We start from the raw sequence: 21,314 nt of genomic DNA, 5'->3' as shown, positions 1-21,314 counted from the left end.
TGAATCGCTTCAATCGTCCGCTATCGCATGGATATCGCCATCGCCCTCAAAGCCCTGATCCTCGGCATCGTCGAAGGACTGACCGAGTTTCTCCCGATCTCCAGCACCGGGCACCTGATCCTGGCCGGCGAGCTGCTGAACTTCAACGACGAGAAGGGCAAGATCTTCGAGATCGTGATCCAGTTCGGCGCGATCCTGGCCGTGTGCTGGGAATTCCGCCGGCGCATCGTCGACGTCGTCGGCGGGCTCGCGACCGAGCCGCGCGCGCAGCGTTTCGCGATCAACGTGATCATCGCGACGGTGCCGGCGATCGTGCTGGCCTTCCTGCTCGGCAAATGGATCAAGGCCTATCTGTTCAACCCGATCACGGTGGCGACGGCGTTCATCGTCGGCGGACTGGTGATCCTGCTGGCCGAATGGCGCGAGAGCCGGCGCGGGCAGGTGTCGCATCCGCAAGGCAATGCGCTGCTCGAGGCGGCCAAGGCCAGCGCGCCGCGCATCGAATCGGTCGACGACATGAACTGGCGCGACGCGCTGAAGGTCGGCATCGCGCAGTGCTTCGCGCTGGTGCCGGGCACCTCGCGCTCGGGCGCCACCATCATCGGGGGCATGCTGTTCGGACTGTCGCGCCAGGTCGCGACCGAGTTCTCGTTCTTCCTGGCGATCCCGGTGATCTTCGGCGCCAGCGTCTACGAACTGTACAAGGCGCGCGATCTGCTGTCGGCCGACGACATCGGCGTGTTCGCGATCGGCTTCGTGTTCGCTTTCCTGTCGGCCTTCCTGTGCGTGCGCTGGCTGCTGCGATTCGTCGCGACGCACGACTTCAAGCCGTTCGCCTGGTACCGGATCGTGTTCGGCGTGCTGGTGCTGGCCACCGCGCAGCTGGGCATCGTGGCCTGGCACGGTTGAACGTCTTTGCCGCGGTTTGCTCCCCTCTCCGGCTTGCGGCAGAGGGGCGGGGGAGAGGGCACGCGGCGGTGGCTATGCCGGCATGGTTTGAAACCACCTCCCTCTCCCCAACCCTCTCCCCCATGAGGGGGAGAGGGAGAACACATTAGGTTTGCCAAGCCCCGTAGTGCTGCATTCTTTCTCCCCTCTCCCGCTTGCGGGAGAGGGGCGGGGGAGAGGGCATGCGGCGGTGGTCATGCCAATGCCGATTGAAACCACCTCCCTTTCCCCGGCCCTCTCCCATGAGGCGGAGAGGGAGAACGCAATAGGCCGCCTGAGGGTCAGGTCAGCTATCCTTCAGCCTCCGCTCATCCCCGCTTGCGGAACACCACATCCCAGACGCCGTGTCCAAGCCGTAGCCCGCGGCGCTCGAACTTGGTCACCGGCCGGTAGTCGGGCCGCTCGGCAAAGCCGCCCGGCGCGTCCGAAGTATTGGCCAGCGTCGGCTCGCCCGACAGCACCTCGACCATCTGGTGCGCGTACTCCTCCCAGTCGGTCGCACAGTGCAGATAGCCGCCGGACTTCAAACGGCTCGCCAACAGCTTGACCAGCGGCGGCTGCACCAGCCGGCGCTTGTTGTGGCGCTTCTTGTGCCACGGATCGGGGAAGAAGATGTGAACGCCGTCCAGGCTTTCCTCGGTCAGCATGTGGGCCACCACTTCGACCGCGTCGTGCTGCAGGATCCGGATATTGCCGATGCCGCGCTCGCCGATCAGCTTGAGCAGTGCCCCCACGCCTGGCTCGTGCACCTCGCAGCCGAGGAAGTTGTCCTGCGGCCGCAGCTGCGCGATATGCGCCGTCGTCTCCCCCATGCCGAAACCGATCTCCAGGATCGATGGCGCTTCTCGCCCGAACGCCGCCTGCCAGTCCAGCGGCTGGCCGGTGTAGGGCAGCACGAAGCGCGGGCCCAGCTCGTCGATGGCGCGCTGCTGGCCGGTCGAGGTCCGCCCCGCCCGGCGCACGAAGGAGCGGATGCGGCGCGGATGGGCGACATTGGCGGCGGGATCCTGCGCGTGGCCGCTCGGTTCGCCGGCAGTGCCGGACATCTCGTCGTCGGGCAGGGTAGGGGTGGATTCGTCGGGAAGCATGGCAACAAAAAGGCCGCCGGGCGATTCACCGAACAGGGCGAGAGCGGCGGCCAGAGGATACGTTTGTCAGGGGCGCCATTTTACCGCAGGCGTACCGGCGCAATAGCCGCGCCGCTGTTGTCCCGGGACGATACTTTCGGTCTGCGGTGTGGCCTGTCTTTCAGCGCTGGAATGGGTGCAATGAGCTGCAACGGGCCGAAATGGGCTGCAATGAGCTGGAACGGGCTGGAAATGAGCTGGAAATGAGCTGCAATGAGCTGCAATGAGCTAGAATGGGCCAAAACTGCCCGGACGAGGCCAATGACAGTCAGAGATGAGGTTCTTGCTGCACTTCAACAGCAAAGCCGTACGAACGCCCCATGGCTCAGCTCTACCGAACTTAAAAGTAAAGTCCGGGCCGGCTGGACCACGGTCAAGCGTCAACTCGACGCGCTCGTCCGAGACGGCCAGGTGGTGCGCGAGGGGCGGTCACGCGCCACGCGATATCGCCTTGCCGAGGGCGGCCAGCCGGTCGCGACGGTGGCGCCGCGGCCCGCGGACCGTCGCGGACCGGCGTGGTCCGACGAAAGCCAGGCGATCCTGGCGATACTGTCGCTTCCCTTGGGCATGCGAGAGCCGGTCACCTACGATCGATCGTTCGTCGACGCCTATGTGCCCAACGTCAGCACGTTGCTGTCTCCGAGACTGGCGGCCGCGCTGGCAGAGGAAGGCCGGATGAGCGGCCAGCAGCCTGCCGGCACCTATGCGCGCAAGGTGCTGGAACCGCTGCTGATCGATCTGTCCTGGGCGTCGTCGAGGCTCGAAGGCAACCGCTATTCGCTGCTGGCCACGGAGCAGCTCTTCAAGAGCGGGATCACGGACGGCGACCTCGATGCGGTCATGCTGCTCAATCACAAGGCGGCCATCGAATTCATGGTCGATGCGGTGCCCGAGTATGGGTTGACCACGGTGCTCGTCCGAAACGTGCATGCCATCCTGATGCGCGACCTGCTGGCGGACGCCAGCGGACTCGGCGGCATTCGTCGCAAGGTGGTCAATATCACCGACACGACCTATTTGCCGGCCCAGGTGCCGAACCTGCTCGAAGAGATGCTGGGCCAGATCATCGAGAAGGCCCGAAGCATCAAGAACCCCGTCGAAGCCTCGTTCTTCCTGTGGGTCAATCTCGCCTACCTGCAGCCGTTCGAGGACGGCAACAAGCGCACCAGCCGGCTGTCCGCCAACATTCCGTTGATGCTCTACAACTGTGCGCCGCTGTCGTTCCTCGATATCGAGGTGCGCGACTACGCGCTGGCCATGATGGGCGTCTACGAACACCGCAACATCGCCTTGGCCGCCGACCTGTTCGAATGGGCTTACCGGCGTTCGATCCGGAAATACGCCGTGATGCTGGAAGCGATGGGCGTTCCCGACCCTGTGCGGCTGCAGTTCCGCGAAGCCTTGAACGAGGCGATCGGCCGCGTGGTACGGGAGCGCCAAACCGCTGAGGAGGCGATCGCCGCCATGTCGCTGCAGGAAGACCAAAGCGAGGTCTTCCGAACCCTGCTCGATGCGGAGCTTCGCAGCCTGGACCTTCATAATTGCGCGCGCTATCGCCTGACCCTGCGACAGGTCGAGCAATGGATCAGCGCAGGCAGGCCGCGGTAGTGTGGAGGCGGGCTCCGAGGTGGCGCACCGGGCGGCGCGCGGTCAGCGCCCCGAGGATGGCGGCGATGTTTCCCGGCTACCACCCCTACTATCCGAGTCGCCGCCATTCGTCGCGGGCGATGCGATCGCTGATCGGGGCACTGCGTTATTCGGCGAAACGGCCGGCATCGCGAGAGAACACCGACAGGCGCTCATACAACCGGAAGGAACTGCAGGAGGGAAGGGTGGAGCGGGCGATGGGAATCGAACCCACGTCTTTGGCTTGGGAAGCCAAGGTAATAGCCATTATACGACGCCCGCGCGAGGCGGCCATTTTATGCGCGATCCGGCTGCGCGCGCAAGGCGGCTAGGTGGGAAGCAGCCGGCAAACCGCCTCGGTGCGGTCGCCTGGCGCAACCCACAGCGTTTCGCCGGGCCGATGAATCGCGTCGGGCAAGGCCAGCCACGGCTCGACGCAATAGAAGTCCGAATCCTCGCGTTCGCTCCAGGTCGTCACGGCTTGCCAGGGGACCGTGCTTCCGTTGGCATCGAGATCGATCCGGATGGCGCGGCCCGTGCCGCCGCCATCGCTTGACGGAATCGCCAGCTGACACGCGCGGACCACGGGCGCATGCAAGCGGTGGAAGGTGTCCTGCAAGCGCGGGTCGTCCAGCGCGTAGACCGCTTCGCCGGGCTCGGCCGCGGTCAGGCTGCCATCGGGGCGCTGCCGTAGCCATTCGGCCGGCGGCATCGTGAGCCGGCATTGGCCGCGCAATTCGTGAGGCACGGCGAAATAGAAGTGGTGGCCCGCATAGAAGGGCAGCGGCTCGCGGCCGGTATTGCGCACCGCCAACGTGACTTCGAGTCCGTCTTCAAGCAGCCGGTAGCTTGCCTCGAAGCGGAACGAAAACGGATAGGCGTCGCGCGTCGCTTCGGAATCGGTCAGCACCATCGTGATCGACCGCGCCGGATCGCAGTGCTCGATCTCGAACGGCAGGTCGCGTGCGAAACCGTGCTGCGGCATCGTCCGTACCACGCCGCCGGCATCGCGCCATTTGCCTGCTTCGCCGTCGACGAAATGGCGGCCGATAAAGGGAAACAGCAGCGGATTGCCGCCGCGGATCTTGGCCGGGCGCGACCAGTCGGCGTGGTGCGGCCAGAACAGGATGTCGGCGCCGCGATGGATCCAGCGCACCAGGCGGCCACCGGCCCGCGGCGCGAACAGCAGCGCGTCGTGGTCGTCCCCGATGCGGATCAGGTCCTGGTCCTGGAAGCGAAACGTCGGGTAGCTGGGCATGGTGCTTGCGGAAGACGGGTAGGGCGCGGAACACCGGATGATACCGGCACGACGCCGCCTACCCTTGCTGCTTCGATTACGTAGATGCCGCGATGCGCTAGGCCGTCGCCGCGCTGCTCTCGCTCAAGTACCGCCGCGCGTAGTCGAAGTACCAGTCCAGCGTGTCCGGGTTGGCCATCGCGTCGCGATTGGCGATCTTGTCGGGGTCATGGCCGAGCAGCAGCTTCTTGATCGGCACCTCCATCTTCTTGCCCGACAGCGTGCGCGGGATGCCGGGGACCTGCAGGATCGCGTTGGGCACGTGCCGCGACGACAGCGCCTCGCGGATGCGCGCGCGGATCGTGTCGACCAGCTTGTCGTCCAGCGCGATGCCTTCGCGCAGCACGACGAACAGCGGCATATACGAGTCGCGGCCGAGATATTCGAGGTCGACCACCATGCTGTCGAGCACCTCCGGCAGTTCCTCGACCACGCGATACAGTTCGCTGGTGCCCATGCGGATGCCGTGCCGGTTGATGGTGGCGTCCGAGCGGCCGTAGATGATGGCGCCGCCGCGCGAGGTGATCTTGATCCAGTCGCCGTGGCGCCAGACGCCGGGGTAGGTATCGAAATAGCTGTCGCGGTAGCGCTTGCCGTCGGTGTCGCCCCACAGATAGAGCGGCATGGAGGGCATCGGCTCGGTGCAGACCAGTTCGCCGACCTCGTCGATCCGCGGGTGGCCGGCCTCGTCGAAGGCCTCGACCTTGGCGCCGAGGCAGCGGCATTGCATCTCGCCGGCGTAGACCGGCAGCAGCGGGCAGCCGGCGACGAAGGAGCCGGCGAAGTCGGTGCCGCCGGACATCGGCGCCAGCCAGATATCGTCGCGCACGTTGCGGTAGATCCAGTCGTAGGCCTCGGCGGGCAGCGGCGAACCGGTCGAGCCGATGCCGCGCAGGCGGCTCAGGTCGGCCTCGCGCGACGGCACCACGCCGGCCTTGATGCCGCCGGTGAAGAACGCCGCGCCGGCACCGAACACCGTGATGCCGGCGTCTTCGACGAAGCGCCACAGCACGCCGGCATCGGGCCAGGCCGGATTGCCGTCGTAGATGGCGATGGTGCTGCCGAGCAGCAGCCCGGCCACCTGCGCGTTCCACATGATCCAGCCGCTGCTGCTGTACCAGTGGAAGACATCGTCGGGGCCGAGGTCGTTGTGGAACGCCATCAGCTTGAGCTGCTCGATCACGATGCCGCCGTGGCCGTGGACGATGGGCTTGGGCATGCCGGTGGTGCCGGACGAATAGACGATCCACAGTGGGTGGTCGAACGGCACGCTGTCGATCTGCAGCGGCACCTGGTGGGCGAGTGCGTCTTGCCAGCGATGGCGGCGCAGGGCGTTTGCAGTGCCCGACGAGGTTGCCGGTGCGGTTGCCGGCGCGGTTGCCGGCGCGGCCGGCAACATCTCGTCCGGCGTACCCAGCAGCGGCACGACGATCAGGTCCGTCAGCGATGGCAACGCATCGACGAGCTGCGCGACGACCGGCGCGCGGTCGTAGGTCTTGCCGCCGTAGCGGTAGCCGTCGACGGCGATCAGCACCTTCGGTTCGATCTGGCGGAAGCGGTCGATCACCGCGACCTGTCCCATGTCCGGGGCGCAGCCCGACCAGACCGCGCCGACGCTCGCGGTGGCGAGGAAGGCAACGATGGTCTCGGGGATATTGGGCAGATAGCCCGCGACGCGATCGCCGCGCTCGACGCCGAGTTGGCGCAGCGTATGCGCCAGCGCCGCGACCTGCGCCTCGAGCGCGTCCCAGCTCAGTTCGGCCAGCGGCTGCGCTTCTCCGGCATGGCGAATCGCGGCGCGCTGGCGCGCGGGGCCTTCGCCCGCATGGCGGAAGACCTGCTGCACATAGTTCAGCGTGGCGCCCTCGAACCAGCGCGCCCCCGGCATCTCGCGGCGCGCCAGCACTTGCCTGGCCGGGGTGTCGAAGCGGACGTCGAAGTAGGCGCGGATCGCGTCCCAGAACGCTTCGATCTCGGTGACCGACCAGCGCCACAGGCTGTCGTAGTCGTCAAAGGCAAGACCGCGCTCGTCGCGCAGCCACTCCATGAACTGGGTCAGCCGCGCGCGCTCGCGCACCGCGCGCGACGGCGTCCAGACCAGCTTGCCTTCTTCCAGCGTCGTCATGTCTCCTCCTCTGCCTTGTTTTTTGCGCCCGCGCCGATGGGGCGCGGGTCGGGATGGCTCAAGGGATGGGGGCGGGCGCCGCCGGCGCCCGCGCGGCGGTCAGATGCCGCCGAGGCAAAGGTACTTCAGCTCGAGGTACTCGTCGATGCCATAGGTCGAACCTTCGCGGCCGAGGCCCGACTGCTTGACGCCGCCGAACGGCGCCACCTCGTTGGAGATCAGGCCGGTGTTGATGCCGACCATGCCGTATTCGAGCTGCTCGGCCACACGCCAGACGCGGCCGATATCGCGGCTGTAGAAATACGAGGCGAGGCCAAACTCGCTGGCATTGGCCAGCGCCACGGCCTCCTGCTCGTCGCGGAACTTGAACACCGCGGCCACGGGGCCGAAGGTCTCCTCGCGCGAGATCAGCATCTCGGGGGTCGCGTCGGCCAGCACGGTCGGCGCGATGAAGCGGCTCGACCCCAGGCCCTCGACCAGCTTGCCGCCGGTCAGCAGGCGTGCGCCGCGCGAGGTCGCGTCGTCGATATGCTGGCGCACCTTCTGCACCGCCTGGTCGTCGATCAGCGGGCCTTGCGCCACGCCGGCGTCGAAGCCGTTGCCCACGCGCAGCCCCTCGGCCTGGCGCGCCAGCTTGGCGACGAACTCGTCGTAGATCGACTCATGCGCATAGAAGCGGTTGGTGCAGACGCAGGTCTGGCCGGCATTGCGGTACTTCGACGCGATCGCGCCCTCGACCGCGGCGTCGATGTCGGCATCGTCGAACACGATGAAGGGCGCGTGGCCGCCCAGTTCCAGCGCGATCTTCTTGACCGTCGGCGCGCACTGCTCCATCAGGATGCGGCCGACCGGCGTCGAGCCGGTAAACGACAGGTGGCGGACCACCGGCGACGCGCAGAGCGTCTTGCCGATCGCGATCGACTGGTCGGCATCGCCGGTGACGATATTGATCACGCCGGCCGGAATGCCGGCGCGGTGCGCCAGCTCGGCCATCGCCAGCGCGCACAGCGGCGTCTGCTCGGCCGGCTTGACCACGATGGTGCAGCCGGCGGCCAGCGCGGGCGCGCACTTGCGCGTGATCATCGCGATCGGGAAGTTCCATGGCGTGATCGACGCGCAGACGCCGATCGGCTGCTTCAGCACCACCATGCGCTTGTCGGCCCAGGTCGAGGCCGGCACGTCGCCGCTGACGCGCTTGGCTTCCTCGGCGAACCACTCGATAAAGGACGCGCCGTAGACGACCTCGCCCTTCGATTCGGCCAGCGGCTTGCCTTGTTCGGCCGTCATCAGCGCGGCCAGGTCGTCGGCGTTCGCGATCAGCAGATCGAACCAGCGGCGCATCAGATTCGCGCGCTCCTTGGCCGTCTTCGCGCGCCAGGCCGGCCAGGCCGCCTCGGCGGCGGCGATCGCGCGCTCGGTCTCGGCGGCGCCCAGGTTGGCGACCTGCACCAGTTCCTGGTTGTTCGCCGGGTCGATCACCGGGAAGGTCGTGCCGTTGTCGGCGCCGACCCATTCGCCATTGACATAGGACTGGCTGCGGACCAGGGCACGGTCCTGGATTCGGTCTAGCGCATTGGCCATCGTGGTCTCCTGTAATCGGTTCTCGTATCGGTTCTGGTTGCAGATGATAGCGGGGGATGGCGGCGGCCGCGTCCGGGCCGCTCGCCGCGCGCGGCGCTCAGCCGCCGGACGGGCGCTCGAACAGCGTCTCCCACATGCCGTCGACGCGGGTCCTGGTCGCGGCGTCCATCTGGATCGGACGCCCCCATTCGCGCGTGGTTTCGCCCGGCCACTTGTCGGTGGCGTCGATGCCCATCTTCGAGCCGAGGCCCGACACCGGCGAGGCGAAGTCGAGGTAGTCGATCGGCGTATTGTCGACCAGCACAGTATCGCGCGTCGGATCGACCCGCGTGGTGATCGCCCAGATCACCTCCTTCCAGTCGCGCACGTCGACATCGTCGTCGACCACGACGATGAACTTCGTATACATGAACTGCCGCAGGAAGCTCCAGACGCCGAACATCACGCGCTTGGCGTGGCCGGCGTACTGCTTCTTCATGCGGACCACCGCCATCCGGTAGCTGCAGCCCTCGGGCGGCAGATAGAAGTCGGTGATCTCGGGAAACTGCTTTTGCAGCAGCGGCACGAACACCTCGTTCAGCGCGACGCCGAGCACTGCGGGTTCGTCGGGCGGCTTGCCGGTGTATGTCGAGTGATAGATCGGATCGCGCCGCATCGTGATGCGGTCGATCGTGAAGACCGGGAACCAGTCCTGCTCGTTGTAGTAGCCGGTATGGTCGCCGAACGGGCCCTCCAGCGCGTGCTGATAGCCGGACGGATGCGTGGGGTCGGGCTGGATATGGCCTTCGAGCACGATCTCGGCCGAGGCGGGCACGCTCAGTTCGGACAGCGTCGGGGTCAGGCAGCCGGCCAGCGCGGTACGGCTGCCGCGCAGCAGGCCGGCGAACTGGTATTCGGACAGCGTGTCGGGCACCGGCGTCACCGCGCCGAGCATCGTGGCCGGATCGGCGCCCAGCGCGACCGCGATCGGAAACGGCTTGCCGGGATTGGCCAGCGCGTGCTCGCGAAAGTCGAGCGCGCCGCCGCGGTGCGCGAGCCAGCGCATGATGACCTGGTTGCGGCCGATCACCTGCTGGCGGTAGATGCCCAGGTTCTGCCGCTTCTTGTGCGGGCCCTTGGTCACCACCAGGCCCCAGGTGATCAGCGGTGCGGCGTCGCCGGGCCAGCACTTCTGGATCGGCAGGCGCGCCAGGTCGACGTCGTTGCCTTCCCAGACGATCTCCTGGCAGGCCGGGCTCGACACCTTCTTCGGCGCCATGTCCCAGACCGACTTGACCAGCGTGAACAGCTTGCCGGCCTCGCGCAGGCCGCGCGGCGGTTCGGGTTCCTTCAGGGCCGACAGCACGCGCCCGATGTCGCGCAGATCGGCCAGCGATTCCGCGCCCATGCCCAATGCGACCCTGCGTGGTGTGCCGAACAGATTGGCCAGCACCGGCATGTCGAAAATCGCCTCACCAGCTGCCGTGCCGTTGCCCGCCGCCGTCTTCTGCGTGGGGCGTTCGAACAGCACGGCGGGACCTTCGGCACGCAGCAGCCGATCGCAGATCTCGGTCATTTCGAGGTCGGGCGACACCGGCGCCGCGATGCGCCGTAACTCGCCCTGTTGTTCAAGCTGACCGATGAAATCGCGCAAGTCTTTGTATTGCATCAGGAATTTGTGGTTTGGCGAGGGGCGCGGCAATGGCGCCGCGCTCATCGGAGTGTCGATCTGAGTGAACTACGGTCCATATTGGACCGCTTCGGAAGAAAATTTTTGCGGCACAGCGTACCGGCAAATTGTAAGTTTTTTTGAAAGACAGGCGGACGAGCAGCGCGGGGCATCCTAGGCCAGCACTACGATTGCGGCCAGCCGAGTGATTCTTTCACCCCACAATAGCGGGGTTTTGATATAACGAAAAGGAATTGTTTTCGATTCCTTAATTCTTGACTCGATATAAAACGGTTTTTACAATCGCGTCTGCTCAAAGGTGTGCTGCGTTGCAACAACGAACTTTTCGATCCTGTCAAGGGGTGTAACGCAGATCACCACGTTGGATCAACCAGAGCGGACCGCTACATGTGAGGTCCCTCCGATCACCGCCGGCAACGACCGGCGCGTCTTGAGTCTTCGCAGCAGGGCAGGCTACCCCAAGAGCCTCCTCTGCTAATCGCTGGGCGCTTGGGGAGCGCCCACCAACAACAGATGCCGGTCGTCCCTGCAAGGCGGTGCGGTGTCCTTACTTGACTACGTTGCCAGAGCACGGTGATGCGTGGGCGAATGCCCTGCAGGACCGGGAGACGGCGGCGCATGGAGGTAAGCATGAGTGGTTGGAAAACCCTTCATCTTCCCGGTGTTGGGCGGGCGTTGCAGGTCCGCTTCAGGCAACCGGTTCCCGGTGTGCGGCGTGCCCTGCAGGTTCGTCTCGCGCATCCGGTGGCCGGCCGCGCACTGCGCGGCGGTCGTGCAACGTTGAAGTACGCGCTGAACGGCGCGGGTCTGATCGCGGTGGTGGCCGGCATTTCGCTGTCGGTCAGCCAGGAATGGCGCACCGCGCTGGCCGGCATGCTGGCCGGCGACGAAGCGCCCGCCATCCTGCTGGAGGCGGCGACCGCGTCGGCGCCGGTCCATGCCAGCACGGCGGACGTGGCGGCGGCCAAGCTGCTGCCGGCCGTCAAGGTGCCGGCAGGCGGCGGCGCCGCCTCGCCGGTCGCCACGGCCGGCCTGCCGAGCGTCTCGGGCGTTAGCGAGTGGGCCAATGCCGGCCAGTCGAAGGTGCCGTCGGTCGCCCATCTGGCGGCCCGTATCCCGGCCCAGCGCGTGGCGCTGGACGCGCGCTACAGCAGCACGCTGGCCAACGCACGCGAACAGGCCGCGGTGGCCGAGTACATCGCGCGCAAGTACCGCGTGGCCGCGCAGGCGACCGCGCAACTGGTCAAGGCCGCCTATCTGACCGGCCGCGAGGTCGGCATCGATCCGCTGCTGATCCTGGGCGTGATCGCGATCGAGTCCAGCTTCAATCCGTACGCGGAGAGCGGCGTGGGCGCGCAGGGCCTGATGCAGGTCATGACCAAGGTCCACCAGGACAAGTACGAGCACGTCGGCGGCGTGGCGGCCGCGCTCAATCCTTACGCCAACATCAAGATCGGCGCGCTGGTGCTGAAGGACTGCATCGCCCGCGCCGGTTCGATCGAAGGCGGCCTGAAGTACTACGTCGGCGCCACCACGGCGACCGATGGCGGCTATGGCGCCAAGGTGCTGGCCGAGCGCGCGAAGCTGCGCCAGGTGCTGGGCATCCGCGGCAAGGCGGCGACGCCGGACGCGACCGAGTCGCTGCCGGGTCCGTCGTCGACCAAGACGCAGGCCGAGCACACGCCCGAGCCGCAGGACGGCATCGAGCTGGAGGCGGCGCAGACGCCCCGCAAGGCCTGATAGCCGGATTGCGGCGCGGGTTTGTCCGCGCAGGGCCCAAAGAAAAGCGGCGCAGCCTGATTGGCTGCGCCGCTTTCGTTTTGGCGGGCCGCGGCGATGGCCGCCGCGATTGCGCTATCTCTATTTCCCGAACAGCTTGCCGAGCCGCCGCATCGCTTCCTCGATATGCGCCATCGACGTGGCGTACGAGATGCGGATGTACTCGCGCGCGGTATGCGGACCGAAGTCCAGTCCGGGCACCAGCACCACACCCGCTTCGTGCAGCATCGCCTGCGTCAGCCGGTCCGAATCGCCGGCGGCCGCATGCTGGACGCCGCGGCAATCGGCGTAGACATAGAACGCGCCATCGGGCCTGACCGGCACGCCGAAGCCCAGCGCTTCGAGCGCGGGCACGATGGCGTCGCGGCGGCGCTGGAATTCCGCCTTGCGCTCGTCGTAGATCGCCAGCGCCTCGGGCGTGAAGCACGCCAGCGCCGCGTGCTGCGCCACCGCCGACGCACAGATGAACAGGTTCTGCGCGACCTTCTCGAAGTCCGCCACCAGCGCGTCCGGCACCACCAGCCAGCCCAGCCGCCAGCCCGTCATGTTGAAGTACTTGGAGAAGCTGTTGACCGTGACGGCATTGTCGTCCAGCGACAGCGCCGACACAGGCCGGCCGTCATACGACAGTCCCTGGTAGATCTCGTCGACGATCGCGAAGCCGCGGCGCTGCCGCACCTCGGCGAGGATGCGCGCCAGCTCGTCGGGCAGGATCGAGGTGCCGGTCGGGTTCGACGGCGAGGCCAGCAGCACGCCGCGGGTCGATTCGCCCCAGTGTTCGCGCACCTGATCGGCGGTCAGCTGGAAGCGCGCCTCCGGGCCGCTGGGAATCATCCTGGCGACGCCGTCGAATGCCGCGACGAAGTGACGGTTGCAGGGATAGCTCGGGTCCGGCATCAGCACCTCGGCGCCGATCTCGACCAGCACCGCGCAGGCCAGCAGCAGCGCACCGGAGGCGCCGGCGGTGACGATGACCCGGCGGGCCGGGATATCGAGCCCGTAGGCGGTCTTGTAGTAGCCGGCGATCGCCTCGCGCAGCGCATGGATGCCGAGCGCGCCGGTGTATTGCGTCACGCCGCGACGCATTGCCGCTTCCGCCGCCCGCACCACGGGCTCGGCCGCGGTGAAGTCCGGCTCGCCGATGCCCATGTGGATGATGTGGCGGCCGGCTCGTTCGAGCTCGGCGGCCTGCTTGGCCAGCTCCATCACGTGGAAGGCGCGGATGTTGGCGAGGCGGGAGGCGGTGGCGAGGCGCTGTGGGTCCATGGCGGGAAACGTTGGAATCGGTGGAATGGGTTGAATCGGTGGAGTCGGTGGAGTCGGCGGAAAAAGCGGTGCTTGAAAGAGGGCAGGCGAGGCGCGGGCCCAGTCGCAATCATCGCCGGAAATGAAAACACCCGCCTGGGCGGGTGTCGGTCCGGCGCATGCCGCGGGGCAGGGCGCCGGTCAGCGTCGGGCGGCGACCTCGGTCGCGCGCACCTGGGCGGCAACCTTGTCGAGCACGCCGTTGACGTACTTGTAGCCTTCGACGCCGCCAAAGGTCTTGGTCAGCTCGACGGCCTCGTTGATGACGACCTTGTACGGGATGTCGATGCAGTGCACCAGCTCGTAGCTGCCGATCAGCAGCGCGGCGCGCTCCACCGGCGACAGCTCGTCCACCGTGCGGTCCAGGAACGGCGAGAAGGCCGCGGTCAGCCGTTCTTCCTCGCGCACGGCGCCGTTGAGCAGCGCGTCGAAATGCTCGCGATCGGCCTTGTTGAAGCCCTGGGCATCGTGCAGGTGGGCCTGGATCGCGCCGATGTCGTTGCGGTTCAGCAGCCACTGGTACAGGCCCTGCAGCGCCAGTTCGCGCGAGCGGCGGCGCGCGCTCTTGGGCGGCGCCTTGGCGTCGGAGCGGCCGGACTTGGCGGCAGGCTTGCCGCCCTGTGCTGCATCACTCATCGTCGTCCTCGTCCTCGTCGTCCTGGCCACGCAGCGAATCGAGCGCCGCCACCAGGTTCGCCATTTCGACCGCCGCACGGGCGCAGTCGCGGCCCTTCTCGCGGGTGCGGGCGTGGGCCTGGGCGTCGGTATCGACGGTCAGGATGCCGTTGGCGATCGGCAGGTTGAAGTCCAGGCCGACGCGCGTGATGCCAGCGCCCGACTCGTTCGAAACGAGCTCGAAGTGGTAGGTTTCGCCGCGCACCACGGCGCCCAGCGCGATCAGCGCATCGAACTGGCCGCTCTCGGCCATCTTCTGCAGCGCCAGCGGGACTTCCAGTGCGCCGGGCACCGTCACCACCAGCGTGTCTTCGCCTTCGATGCCCAGCGTTTCCAGCTCGGCCAGGCAGGCTTCGCGCAGTTCGTCGCAGACCGGTTCGTTGAAACGCGCCTGCACGATGCCGATGCGCAGGCCTTCGCCGTCGAGGTTGCTCGGGTAGAAACCGTGATCCATATCGTTCTCCAGGGTTCGGTGGGCGGCCGCGCCCGGGATGGGCCGGCCGCCGGTGTTTGGGGGGACGCTCAGTCGTCGTCGCCGTTCATCGGCTGGTAGCCGGTCACTTCGAGATCGTAGCCGGTCATGCTCGGCATCTTGCGCGGCGAGGCCAGCACGCGCATCTTGCCGACGCCCACGTCGCGCAGGATCTGCGCGCCGATGCCGTAGGTGCGCAGGTCCGGCTTGCGCGGCGCGCGCGTCTGCGGCTCGTCCAGCGCGCTGAATTGCGCGAACAGCCGCTCGGCGCTGTCGCCGCAGTTCAGCAGCACCATCACGCCGCTGTCGGCCGCGCCGATCGCTTCGAGCGACGCCGGCACGGTCCACGAGTGGGTGGTGCGGGAGACTTCGAGCAGGTCCAGCACCGACAGCGGCTCGTGCACGCGCACCAGCGTTTCGCGGTCGCGCTGCGGCTCCCCCTTGATCAGCGCCAGATGGGCGTGGCCACTGGGCTTGTCGCGGTACGCGATGCTGCGGAAGGTGCCATACGGCGTCTGCATCGTGCGTTCGCCGACGCGGTCGACGATGCATTCGGTGCGGCTGCGGTAGTGGATCAGGTCGGCGATGGTGCCGATCTTCAGGCCGTGCAGCTCGGCAAATTCGATCAGGTCCGGCAGCCGCGCCATGGTGCCGTCGTCCTTCATGATTTCGCAGATCACCGCGGCCGGGGTCACGCCGGCCAGCGCGGCCAGGTCGCAGCCCGCCTCGGTATGGCCGGCGCGCATCAGCACGCCGCCGGGCTGGGCGGTCAGCGGGAAGATGTGGCCGGGCTGGACCAGATCGCTGGGCCTGGCGTCGCGCGCGACGGCGGCCTGCACGGTACGGGCGCGGTCGGCCGCGGAAATGCCGGTGGTCACGCCTTCGGCCGCCTCGATCGACACCGTGAAGGCCGTGCCGTGCGGGGTGCCGTTGCGGCTGACCATCGGATGCAGTTCCAGCTGGCGGCAGCGCTCGGGCGTCAGCGTCAGGCAGATCAGGCCGCGGCCGTACTTGGCCATGAAATTGATGGCCTCGGGCGTGACGAAATCGGCCGCCAGCACCAGATCCCCCTCGTTCTCGCGGTCTTCCTCGTCGACCAGGATGACCATGCGGCCGGCACGGATCTCGGCAATGATGTCTTCGGTTGGGGCGATCGTCATGAGGTAGGCAAAGGAAAGTCTGGCGGGGCGGCCCCGGGCGGTACCCGTGAGGCGACTGCGGCGCGCCGGGGCGGCGCGCGGTTTAACCCGGCATTGTACGCGATGTGAGCCGGGGGAAAGGGGCCCGGCGGCGCGCCCGAGCACGGGAGCCGGGCCGGCCCGCGTGGCCCTCAGAGGGGTTGGCCCGCCTTGCCGTCGGCGCTCAGCATCCGCTCCACATAGCGGGCGATCAGGTCGATCTCCAGATTGACGCTGGCGCCGGGACGCAGGTCCTGCAGCGTGGTCACCTCGATCGTATGGGGGATCAGGTTGATCGAGAATTCGCAGCCGTCGGGCTGGTCGACCACGCCGTTGACCGTCAGCGAGACGCCGTTGACCACCACCGAGCCCTTGTAGGCCAGATAGCGCGCCAGCTCGCGCGGCGCCCGGACGCGCAGCTCGTGCGATTCGCCGACCGGCGCGAAATGGGTGACCTCGCCGAGCCCGTCGACATGGCCGGACACCAGGTGGCCGCCGAGCCGGTCGGCCAGTCGCAGCGCCTTTTCCAGATTGACGCGGCCCGGCTGCGCGAGGCCGGTGGTCTTGTCCAGCGACTCGCGCGAGACGTCGACGTCGAAGCGGCCGGGCTGCAGCGCCACCACGGTCATGCAGGCGCCCTGGATGGCGATGCTGTCGCCGATCTGCACGTCGGACAGGTCGAGCCCGCCGGCGTCGATCCGCAGGCGGACGCCGGCGTCGTCGGAGTTCTGGTCGCCCAGCGGCGTCACGGAGTCGATGCGGCCGACGGCCGCCACAATGCCAGTAAACATGGTCTGGTCAGCAGGAATAGAAGGGATAGCGAAAGGGGGAAAGCGAAAAGGGGGAAAGCGAAAGCGGCATGCTAGCAGCCCGAAGAAAGACGTGCCGCTCAGCCCGCCGGATGGCGGCGCGCGATCAGCCGCAGGTCGTCGCCGATCTGCCGCACGTCGTGCCAGCGGAAGGCCGGGGCATCCTGCAGCCGGGCCAGTGGCGGCAGGTTGAACATGCCCTGGGCGTCGCCGAGCAGCCGGGGCGCCAGATAGACCAGCAGTTCGTCGGCGCAGCCCTCGCGGATCAGCGACCCGTTCAGCTTGAAGCCGGCTTCGACATGCAGCTCGTTGATGCCGCGCCGGCCCAGTTCCTCGAGCATGCGGCGCAGCTCGACCTTGCCGTGCGCGTTGGGCAGTACCACCACTTCGGCGCCGCGCGCCTCCAGCGCCGTGCGGCGCGCGTGGTCATCGATCGCGCAGAACACCAGCACGGGCTTGGCGAACTCGCCGGTGTCCGGCGTCAGCATGCGGGCGTCCAGCGGCACCTCGAGGCGCGAGTCGATCAGCACGCGCTGCGGCTGGCGGGGCGTGTCGATGGCACGCACGGTCAGCTGCGGGTCGTCGTCGCGCACGGTGCCGATGCCGGTCAGGATCGCGCAGGCGCGGGCACGCCAGGCATGGCCGTCGTCGCGCGCGGCCTGGCCGGTGATCCACTGGCTGGTGCCGTCGTGCAGCGCGGTGCCGCCATCGAGCGAGGCCGCGACCTTGACGCGGACCCACGGCAGGCCGCGGGTCATCCGCGAGACGAAGCCGATGTTCAGATCGCGCGCCTCCTTCTCCAGCAGGCCGCAGCGCACGTCGATGCCGGCATCGCGCAGCCGCTGCAGGCCGCGTCCCGACACCGTGGGATTCGGATCTTCCATCGCCGCGACCACGCGCTTGACGCCGGCGCGCACCAGCGCATCGGCGCACGGCGGCGTGCGGCCGAAATGGCTGCACGGCTCCAGCGTGACGTAGGCGGTCGCGCCGGCGGGGTCGAAGCCGCGCGCCGCGGCGTTCTTCAGCGCCTGGATCTCCGCATGGTCCTGTCCCGCGGGCTGCGTATAGCCTTCGCCGATCACCTTGCCGCCTTTGGTCAGCACACAGCCCACGCGCGGATTCGGCGTGGTGATGAACATGCCGCGCGCGGCGAGCGCGAGGGCCTGCTGCATGGCGGCGTGATCGGTTTCGGAGAACATGAGTGGGCGGTTTCCTGCCGGTTGTCTTGACGGGCCTGACTGGCGTGATGGGTGGCGTATCGGTCGGGCGTATCGGTTGGGCGTATCGGTCGGGCGTATTGGTCTGGCGCACTTGGCTGGCGTGGTCGGATCCGGCATGCCGGGCCGCGCTTCCGGGCCGGCGTGGCTCAGGGCCCGGCGTCGGTCCGGCTGTCGCAGTCGGCGTCCTGCCCGGGCGTACAGATGCGCAAGCGGCCCAGCGCGCCGAGCCTGACCTGACGCTGCGCATCGCCGCAGCGCAGGGTAAAGGTGGCCGCGTAGAAGCCGCCACGTTCCGACCGAGAGTATCCCACAGGCGCCAGCCGCAGCGCGGGGCTGCCGTCGGTGGCGCGCAGCGCGACGCGCAGGCAGGCGGCGCCGAGGGTCACCACCGACAGCGTCGGGGCCTCGCCGGTCTCATCGGCGTCGTTTGCTTCCGCCGCCACGATACGCCAGCCGCGCGAGAAGTCGGCGATGCCTGCACGCGGCGCCAGCAGGACGGTGCCGCGCCTGGCCAGCGCGAACGCGCGCGCCGTCTCGATCGAGGCCGCCAGCAGGTCGGCGGCCACCCGGACCTGCTGGCGCTCCAGCGCATCGCGATACGACGGGTAGCCGGCGGCGGCCAGCAGTGCCGTCATCGCCAGCGCGGCCAGCGATTCGATCAGCGTGGTCCCCGTATTGTCCTGGCAGGCCCACCAGCAATCGCCGCGGCGCGCGCTCAGCACCCTTCGGGCCATGGTACCGGGCGCCCCGTGCCAGGCGGATTCATCAGCCACTCACCGGTGCTGCGCAGGATCAGCGTGCCGCAGTCGGGGTCGGGCCATTGCGGCACGGCATGCAGTTCGATGCAACGGTCGAGGTCGGCATCGCGCGGGCTGGCATCGATGCAGGCCAACGCCGCCAGACGGTATTGCGGGCGTGCCGGCGGTGCCGGTACCCACTGTGGCCAGCTTCCGGCGGGACGGTGCCCGCTGTCGTCGGCGAAGCTGCCGCGCGTCATCGCGTGGCGCTGCAGCTCGAGCATCGCCGCGATCAGCGCCGTGCGCGCCTGCGCGCGCCAGCTGCGCTGCAGGTGCCGATGCCAGCTGGCGGCTGCGATGCCGGCGACGATGGCGGCGATGGTGACCGCGACGAGCAGCTCGATCAGCGTGAAGGCGGCGGGGCGGGGTACCGTCATGGCGGATATGGCGGCACGAGTTCGCGCCAGCCGAGGCGTCGGATTCCGGCGCGTCCCGGCTGACCTGCGGCTCCGTCGCGTGGAGACGGATCGATCCATTCGGTTTGCAGCACCACGCGGGCGGCCGGATCGCGGCCCTGGCCGAGTGCGGTGATCCGGTAGCGCCGCGCGGGCACGCCGGCGGGCGCCGATGCGCCGGTGTCCGATGCGCCGGTGTCTTTCTGCGGCAGGCGTTCGATCAGATAGCGCGGCACCGTGGTCGCGCCGGCCATCTCCGCAGGGATGACGGGCAGCGTCGCGCCGCTCTCCGTTCCGATCGGGATGCCGATGTCGTCGGCAGGCAGGCCCACTCCCATCCAGGCTCGCCACGGTGGCGGCTGGCCCACGGCGGCGCTGCACAGGCCGCGCTGTGCCTGCGTGCCGCAACGACCGGGCGCAGGCCATGTTGCGAAGCGATGGTCAGGCTGGGCCGATGCCGCGCTGGCGGCGGCGTCCGCCATTACCTTCGTGATGTCGCGCAGATTGCGCTCGCCGTCGATCAGCGCAAGCTCGGCGGCGCGGAACGCAATCTCGCGTTCGAGCCGCTGGCCGATCGCCTGATGTCCTGCCAGCAGCAGCACGAACAGCGCGCCCGCCAGGGCCATCGTCAGCGTCGACATCACCACCACGGAAATCAGCGTGATGGCGCCGCGTTGCGCTTGCCGAGACATCGCCTCGTCGTTGGCTTTCAACATGGCGGCCCCGCGCGGAACGGCGCATTGCGAAGCCATACCGTGGTGGCAAAGACCCGCCGCGAAGCGTTGGGGCGCGAGCGCGGCCGGAACACGATATCGTCGCCCTGCTCGCCGGCCATGCGCGCCGGCAACAGTGGCAGCGGTAGCGGCGGCGGCAGCGCGGCGGTGGTGCCGACCCCGGTGCGCAGCACCAGCGCGATCTGCACGGCCAACACGCTGCACCACGCACCGGGTCCGGCCGCCGCAAGCTCGCTCGCGCGCAGGAAGGCGTCGACGCGGCCATCGCTATCGCGGTCGATGCCATAGCGCAGCTGCAGGGTCTCGACGCCGCGGGCCAGCGCCCCAGTGCTCCAGGTCCTGCCAGCGCTGCCGCCACCGCTGCCTCCATCGCCGCGCCCCGGGTAGCGGCACAGCAACTGCGGCTCGCCGTCGGGGGCGTCGGCGACGTAAAGCAGATTAGCGGTCAGATAGTCGGCCGTTCGCGGCGACGATGCCGGCCTGGTTTCCGCAGGGACGGCCGCGATGGGGACGGGATATCCGCTGCAGTCGGTCAGATAGCGGTCCGGCAGCGCCGGATCGCCGGCCGGATGATTGCCGCCGAAGCGGATCAGCAACGCATCGCTGCCGGCGACGCCGGGTTTGTCGCAAGCGAGCGTGCCGCCGAGCCTCGGTTGGCCGCAGTCGTCGCGGCCGCTCAGCGGCGCAGGCAGGGCAGTGGTCGGGTCCGGGTGCCAGCCCGCATGGCGCAGCAGCGCGGCAATCGCGTCGAGCAGGGCGGCGCCGCGCTGTTCGAGCTCGCGCTGCTCGGCGGCGATTGCGTAGGCGGAACGCACGGTCAGGAACGCCATCGCCGCAGCGCTGGTCGCCAGCGTGCCGAGCAGCAGGCCGACCATCGCGTCGACCAGCGACGATCCGGCGGGCATACGCGCGGGCCGTGGCATCGCCGTGACTTGGGTCGAGGCCGATGCGGCCCGGCGCGGGCCAGGCACGATCGCGATCATGGCCGCAACCGCAGCGCGATCGCGCGCAACGCGGTCCGGGGATGGGCGACACCGGTTTCGCCGCGCGGGCTGGGCGACGAAGGCAGGGGGCCGACCACCACGACGCGCTGGCCGGCCGGACAGTGCGACTGCGCCGCGTCGGTCGGCACCGACGCGCACCAGCGTGGCCGCGGCAGGCCGTCGGCATGCGCGACGGCGGGCAGCCTGGCGGGATCGGGCACGGCATCCGGCCCCGCCAGCCCGGCCAGTTCCGCGCCCTCGGCGGCGAGCCGCAGGGCTTGGCCGATCAGCAAGGGATCACGCCACCATTGCAGCGCGGTCGGGCCGAGCCGGGCCAGCGGCAGCAGGCCGATGCCGAGCACGGCCAGCGCGACCAGCGATTCGAGCAGCAGGTAGCCGCGGTGGGGCACGCGCCCGCGGTTGGAACGGTAGAGAACGGAAGGGGAAGCCGCCGAAGGGATCGCAACCATCGCTCTGGTCCTGTGCGTGACAAGCGGGGACCAGATTAATCGTCAGCGGGCGGGGATCCGGTGTCGAATCGTGGAGGATTCGACAAGGTTTGCAACAGCGCAGGCCGCAACGGCAACCAGCAAG

Annotated in this window: 19 protein-coding genes and 1 tRNA gene; 3 read left to right on the top strand and 17 right to left on the bottom strand. The window is 68.5% G+C overall.

Features of this window, described 5'->3' with window-relative positions:
• Window positions 1-27 precede the first annotated feature (27 nt).
• Window positions 28-909, top strand: coding sequence for an undecaprenyl-diphosphate phosphatase (locus LRR16_RS03945; RefSeq protein ID WP_006576557.1), 882 nt, complete (start codon window positions 28-30; stop codon window positions 907-909).
• 347 nt (window positions 910-1,256) lie between these two features.
• Here the strand turns inward: LRR16_RS03945 and trmB are convergent, their stop codons facing one another.
• Window positions 1,257-2,036 carry a tRNA (guanosine(46)-N7)-methyltransferase TrmB gene (trmB, locus tag LRR16_RS03940; protein ID WP_370646749.1) on the bottom strand — a complete coding sequence of 260 codons (780 nt, stop codon included), beginning with the start codon at window positions 2,034-2,036 and terminating at the stop codon, window positions 1,257-1,259.
• A 252-nt stretch (window positions 2,037-2,288) separates the two neighbouring features.
• On the opposite strand from trmB, the gene LRR16_RS03935 reads away from it, so the two are divergent.
• Entirely contained in the window at window positions 2,289-3,683 is a 1,395-nt protein-coding gene (locus tag LRR16_RS03935; protein WP_232204850.1) for a Fic family protein, read from the top strand.
• 225 nt (window positions 3,684-3,908) lie between these two features.
• Here LRR16_RS03935 and LRR16_RS03930 read toward each other — a convergent pair.
• The 5 genes from LRR16_RS03930 to ubiD form a co-directional block, all read right to left on the bottom strand.
• Window positions 3,909-3,983: transfer RNA gene (locus LRR16_RS03930), tRNA-Gly, on the bottom strand.
• Between the two features lie 46 nt (window positions 3,984-4,029).
• Window positions 4,030-4,959: an aldose epimerase gene (locus LRR16_RS03925; protein WP_232204849.1), complete on the bottom strand. Its 930-nt coding sequence runs from the start codon at window positions 4,957-4,959 to the stop codon at window positions 4,030-4,032.
• 97 nt (window positions 4,960-5,056) lie between these two features.
• The gene (locus LRR16_RS03920) at window positions 5,057-7,123 is read right to left on the bottom strand and encodes an acetoacetate--CoA ligase (RefSeq protein WP_232204848.1); all 2,067 of its coding nucleotides are present in this window, start codon (window positions 7,121-7,123) and stop codon (window positions 5,057-5,059) included.
• A 99-nt stretch (window positions 7,124-7,222) separates the two neighbouring features.
• The gene (locus LRR16_RS03915; protein ID WP_232204847.1) at window positions 7,223-8,704 is read right to left on the bottom strand and encodes an NAD-dependent succinate-semialdehyde dehydrogenase; all 1,482 of its coding nucleotides are present in this window, start codon (window positions 8,702-8,704) and stop codon (window positions 7,223-7,225) included.
• Between the two features lie 97 nt (window positions 8,705-8,801).
• On the bottom strand, window positions 8,802-10,352 hold the full coding sequence (ubiD, locus tag LRR16_RS03910) for a 4-hydroxy-3-polyprenylbenzoate decarboxylase (protein WP_006577484.1): 1,551 nt from the start codon (window positions 10,350-10,352) through the stop codon (window positions 8,802-8,804).
• 651 nt (window positions 10,353-11,003) lie between these two features.
• On the opposite strand from ubiD, the gene LRR16_RS03905 reads away from it, so the two are divergent.
• Entirely contained in the window at window positions 11,004-12,113 is a 1,110-nt protein-coding gene (locus tag LRR16_RS03905) for a lytic transglycosylase domain-containing protein (RefSeq protein WP_043441833.1), read from the top strand.
• Between the two features lie 120 nt (window positions 12,114-12,233).
• Here the strand turns inward: LRR16_RS03905 and LRR16_RS03900 are convergent, their stop codons facing one another.
• The 11 genes from LRR16_RS03900 to LRR16_RS03850 form a co-directional block, all read right to left on the bottom strand.
• Entirely contained in the window at window positions 12,234-13,418 is a 1,185-nt protein-coding gene (locus LRR16_RS03900) for a pyridoxal phosphate-dependent aminotransferase (protein WP_232204846.1), read from the bottom strand.
• Between the two features lie 180 nt (window positions 13,419-13,598).
• On the bottom strand, window positions 13,599-14,093 hold the full coding sequence (nusB, locus tag LRR16_RS03895; protein WP_006579655.1) for a transcription antitermination factor NusB: 495 nt from the start codon (window positions 14,091-14,093) through the stop codon (window positions 13,599-13,601).
• A complete protein-coding gene (ribH, locus tag LRR16_RS03890; protein WP_006579654.1) occupies window positions 14,086-14,586 on the bottom strand; it encodes a 6,7-dimethyl-8-ribityllumazine synthase in 501 nt (166 codons plus the stop codon). Before ribH ends, nusB begins: the two co-directional genes overlap by 8 nt.
• A gap of 68 nt (window positions 14,587-14,654) precedes the next feature.
• Window positions 14,655-15,764 carry a bifunctional 3,4-dihydroxy-2-butanone-4-phosphate synthase/GTP cyclohydrolase II gene (gene ribBA / locus LRR16_RS03885; RefSeq protein ID WP_064572811.1) on the bottom strand — a complete coding sequence of 370 codons (1,110 nt, stop codon included), beginning with the start codon at window positions 15,762-15,764 and terminating at the stop codon, window positions 14,655-14,657.
• A 170-nt stretch (window positions 15,765-15,934) separates the two neighbouring features.
• Window positions 15,935-16,573: a riboflavin synthase gene (locus tag LRR16_RS03880; RefSeq protein WP_232204845.1), complete on the bottom strand. Its 639-nt coding sequence runs from the start codon at window positions 16,571-16,573 to the stop codon at window positions 15,935-15,937.
• Window positions 16,574-16,671: 98 nt separating this feature from the next.
• Window positions 16,672-17,790: a bifunctional diaminohydroxyphosphoribosylaminopyrimidine deaminase/5-amino-6-(5-phosphoribosylamino)uracil reductase RibD gene (ribD, locus tag LRR16_RS03875; protein WP_232204844.1), complete on the bottom strand. Its 1,119-nt coding sequence runs from the start codon at window positions 17,788-17,790 to the stop codon at window positions 16,672-16,674.
• A 167-nt stretch (window positions 17,791-17,957) separates the two neighbouring features.
• Entirely contained in the window at window positions 17,958-18,545 is a 588-nt protein-coding gene (locus tag LRR16_RS03870) for a GspH/FimT family pseudopilin (RefSeq protein WP_232204843.1), read from the bottom strand.
• Window positions 18,527-18,985 (bottom strand): type IV pilin protein, encoded by a 459-nt coding sequence (locus LRR16_RS03865; RefSeq protein WP_006579650.1) that lies wholly within the window; start codon window positions 18,983-18,985, stop codon window positions 18,527-18,529. The genes LRR16_RS03870 and LRR16_RS03865 overlap by 19 nt, the downstream gene beginning before the upstream one ends.
• Window positions 18,982-19,719: a pilus assembly protein gene (locus LRR16_RS03860; protein WP_232204842.1), complete on the bottom strand. Its 738-nt coding sequence runs from the start codon at window positions 19,717-19,719 to the stop codon at window positions 18,982-18,984. Before LRR16_RS03860 ends, LRR16_RS03865 begins: the two co-directional genes overlap by 4 nt.
• A complete protein-coding gene (locus tag LRR16_RS03855) occupies window positions 19,713-20,642 on the bottom strand; it encodes a PilW family protein (protein WP_232204841.1) in 930 nt (309 codons plus the stop codon). The genes LRR16_RS03860 and LRR16_RS03855 overlap by 7 nt, the downstream gene beginning before the upstream one ends.
• A 74-nt stretch (window positions 20,643-20,716) precedes the next feature.
• The gene (locus tag LRR16_RS03850; protein WP_232204840.1) at window positions 20,717-21,190 is read right to left on the bottom strand and encodes a type II secretion system protein; all 474 of its coding nucleotides are present in this window, start codon (window positions 21,188-21,190) and stop codon (window positions 20,717-20,719) included.
• Window positions 21,191-21,314: the final 124 nt, after the last annotated feature.

Source organism: Cupriavidus sp. UGS-1 (assembly GCF_021213615.1).
Taxonomy (GTDB): domain Bacteria; phylum Pseudomonadota; class Gammaproteobacteria; order Burkholderiales; family Burkholderiaceae; genus Cupriavidus.
This window is presented reverse-complemented; position numbering and strand designations above follow the sequence as displayed.

Bases quoted from the DNA above. Each gene is read 5' to 3' on its own strand.
- LRR16_RS03945 (WP_006576557.1), top strand. From the start codon at position 28: ATGGATATCGCCATCGCCCTCAAAGCCCTGATCCTCGGCATCGTCGAA.
- trmB (WP_370646749.1), bottom strand. From the start codon at position 2,036: ATGCTTCCCGACGAATCCACCCCTACCCTGCCCGACGACGAGATGTCC.
- LRR16_RS03935 (WP_232204850.1), top strand. From the start codon at position 2,289: ATGAGCTGCAATGAGCTAGAATGGGCCAAAACTGCCCGGACGAGGCCA.
- LRR16_RS03925 (WP_232204849.1), bottom strand. From the start codon at position 4,959: ATGCCCAGCTACCCGACGTTTCGCTTCCAGGACCAGGACCTGATCCGC.
- LRR16_RS03920 (WP_232204848.1), bottom strand. From the start codon at position 7,123: ATGACGACGCTGGAAGAAGGCAAGCTGGTCTGGACGCCGTCGCGCGCG.
- LRR16_RS03915 (WP_232204847.1), bottom strand. From the start codon at position 8,704: ATGGCCAATGCGCTAGACCGAATCCAGGACCGTGCCCTGGTCCGCAGC.
- ubiD (WP_006577484.1), bottom strand. From the start codon at position 10,352: ATGCAATACAAAGACTTGCGCGATTTCATCGGTCAGCTTGAACAACAG.
- LRR16_RS03905 (WP_043441833.1), top strand. From the start codon at position 11,004: ATGAGTGGTTGGAAAACCCTTCATCTTCCCGGTGTTGGGCGGGCGTTG.
- LRR16_RS03900 (WP_232204846.1), bottom strand. From the start codon at position 13,418: ATGGACCCACAGCGCCTCGCCACCGCCTCCCGCCTCGCCAACATCCGC.
- nusB (WP_006579655.1), bottom strand. From the start codon at position 14,093: ATGAGTGATGCAGCACAGGGCGGCAAGCCTGCCGCCAAGTCCGGCCGC.
- ribH (WP_006579654.1), bottom strand. From the start codon at position 14,586: ATGGATCACGGTTTCTACCCGAGCAACCTCGACGGCGAAGGCCTGCGC.
- ribBA (WP_064572811.1), bottom strand. From the start codon at position 15,764: ATGACGATCGCCCCAACCGAAGACATCATTGCCGAGATCCGTGCCGGC.
- LRR16_RS03880 (WP_232204845.1), bottom strand. From the start codon at position 16,573: ATGTTTACTGGCATTGTGGCGGCCGTCGGCCGCATCGACTCCGTGACG.
- ribD (WP_232204844.1), bottom strand. From the start codon at position 17,790: ATGTTCTCCGAAACCGATCACGCCGCCATGCAGCAGGCCCTCGCGCTC.
- LRR16_RS03870 (WP_232204843.1), bottom strand. From the start codon at position 18,545: ATGGCCCGAAGGGTGCTGAGCGCGCGCCGCGGCGATTGCTGGTGGGCC.
- LRR16_RS03865 (WP_006579650.1), bottom strand. From the start codon at position 18,985: ATGACGGTACCCCGCCCCGCCGCCTTCACGCTGATCGAGCTGCTCGTC.
- LRR16_RS03860 (WP_232204842.1), bottom strand. From the start codon at position 19,719: ATGTTGAAAGCCAACGACGAGGCGATGTCTCGGCAAGCGCAACGCGGC.
- LRR16_RS03855 (WP_232204841.1), bottom strand. From the start codon at position 20,642: ATGCCCGCCGGATCGTCGCTGGTCGACGCGATGGTCGGCCTGCTGCTC.
- LRR16_RS03850 (WP_232204840.1), bottom strand. From the start codon at position 21,190: ATGGTTGCGATCCCTTCGGCGGCTTCCCCTTCCGTTCTCTACCGTTCC.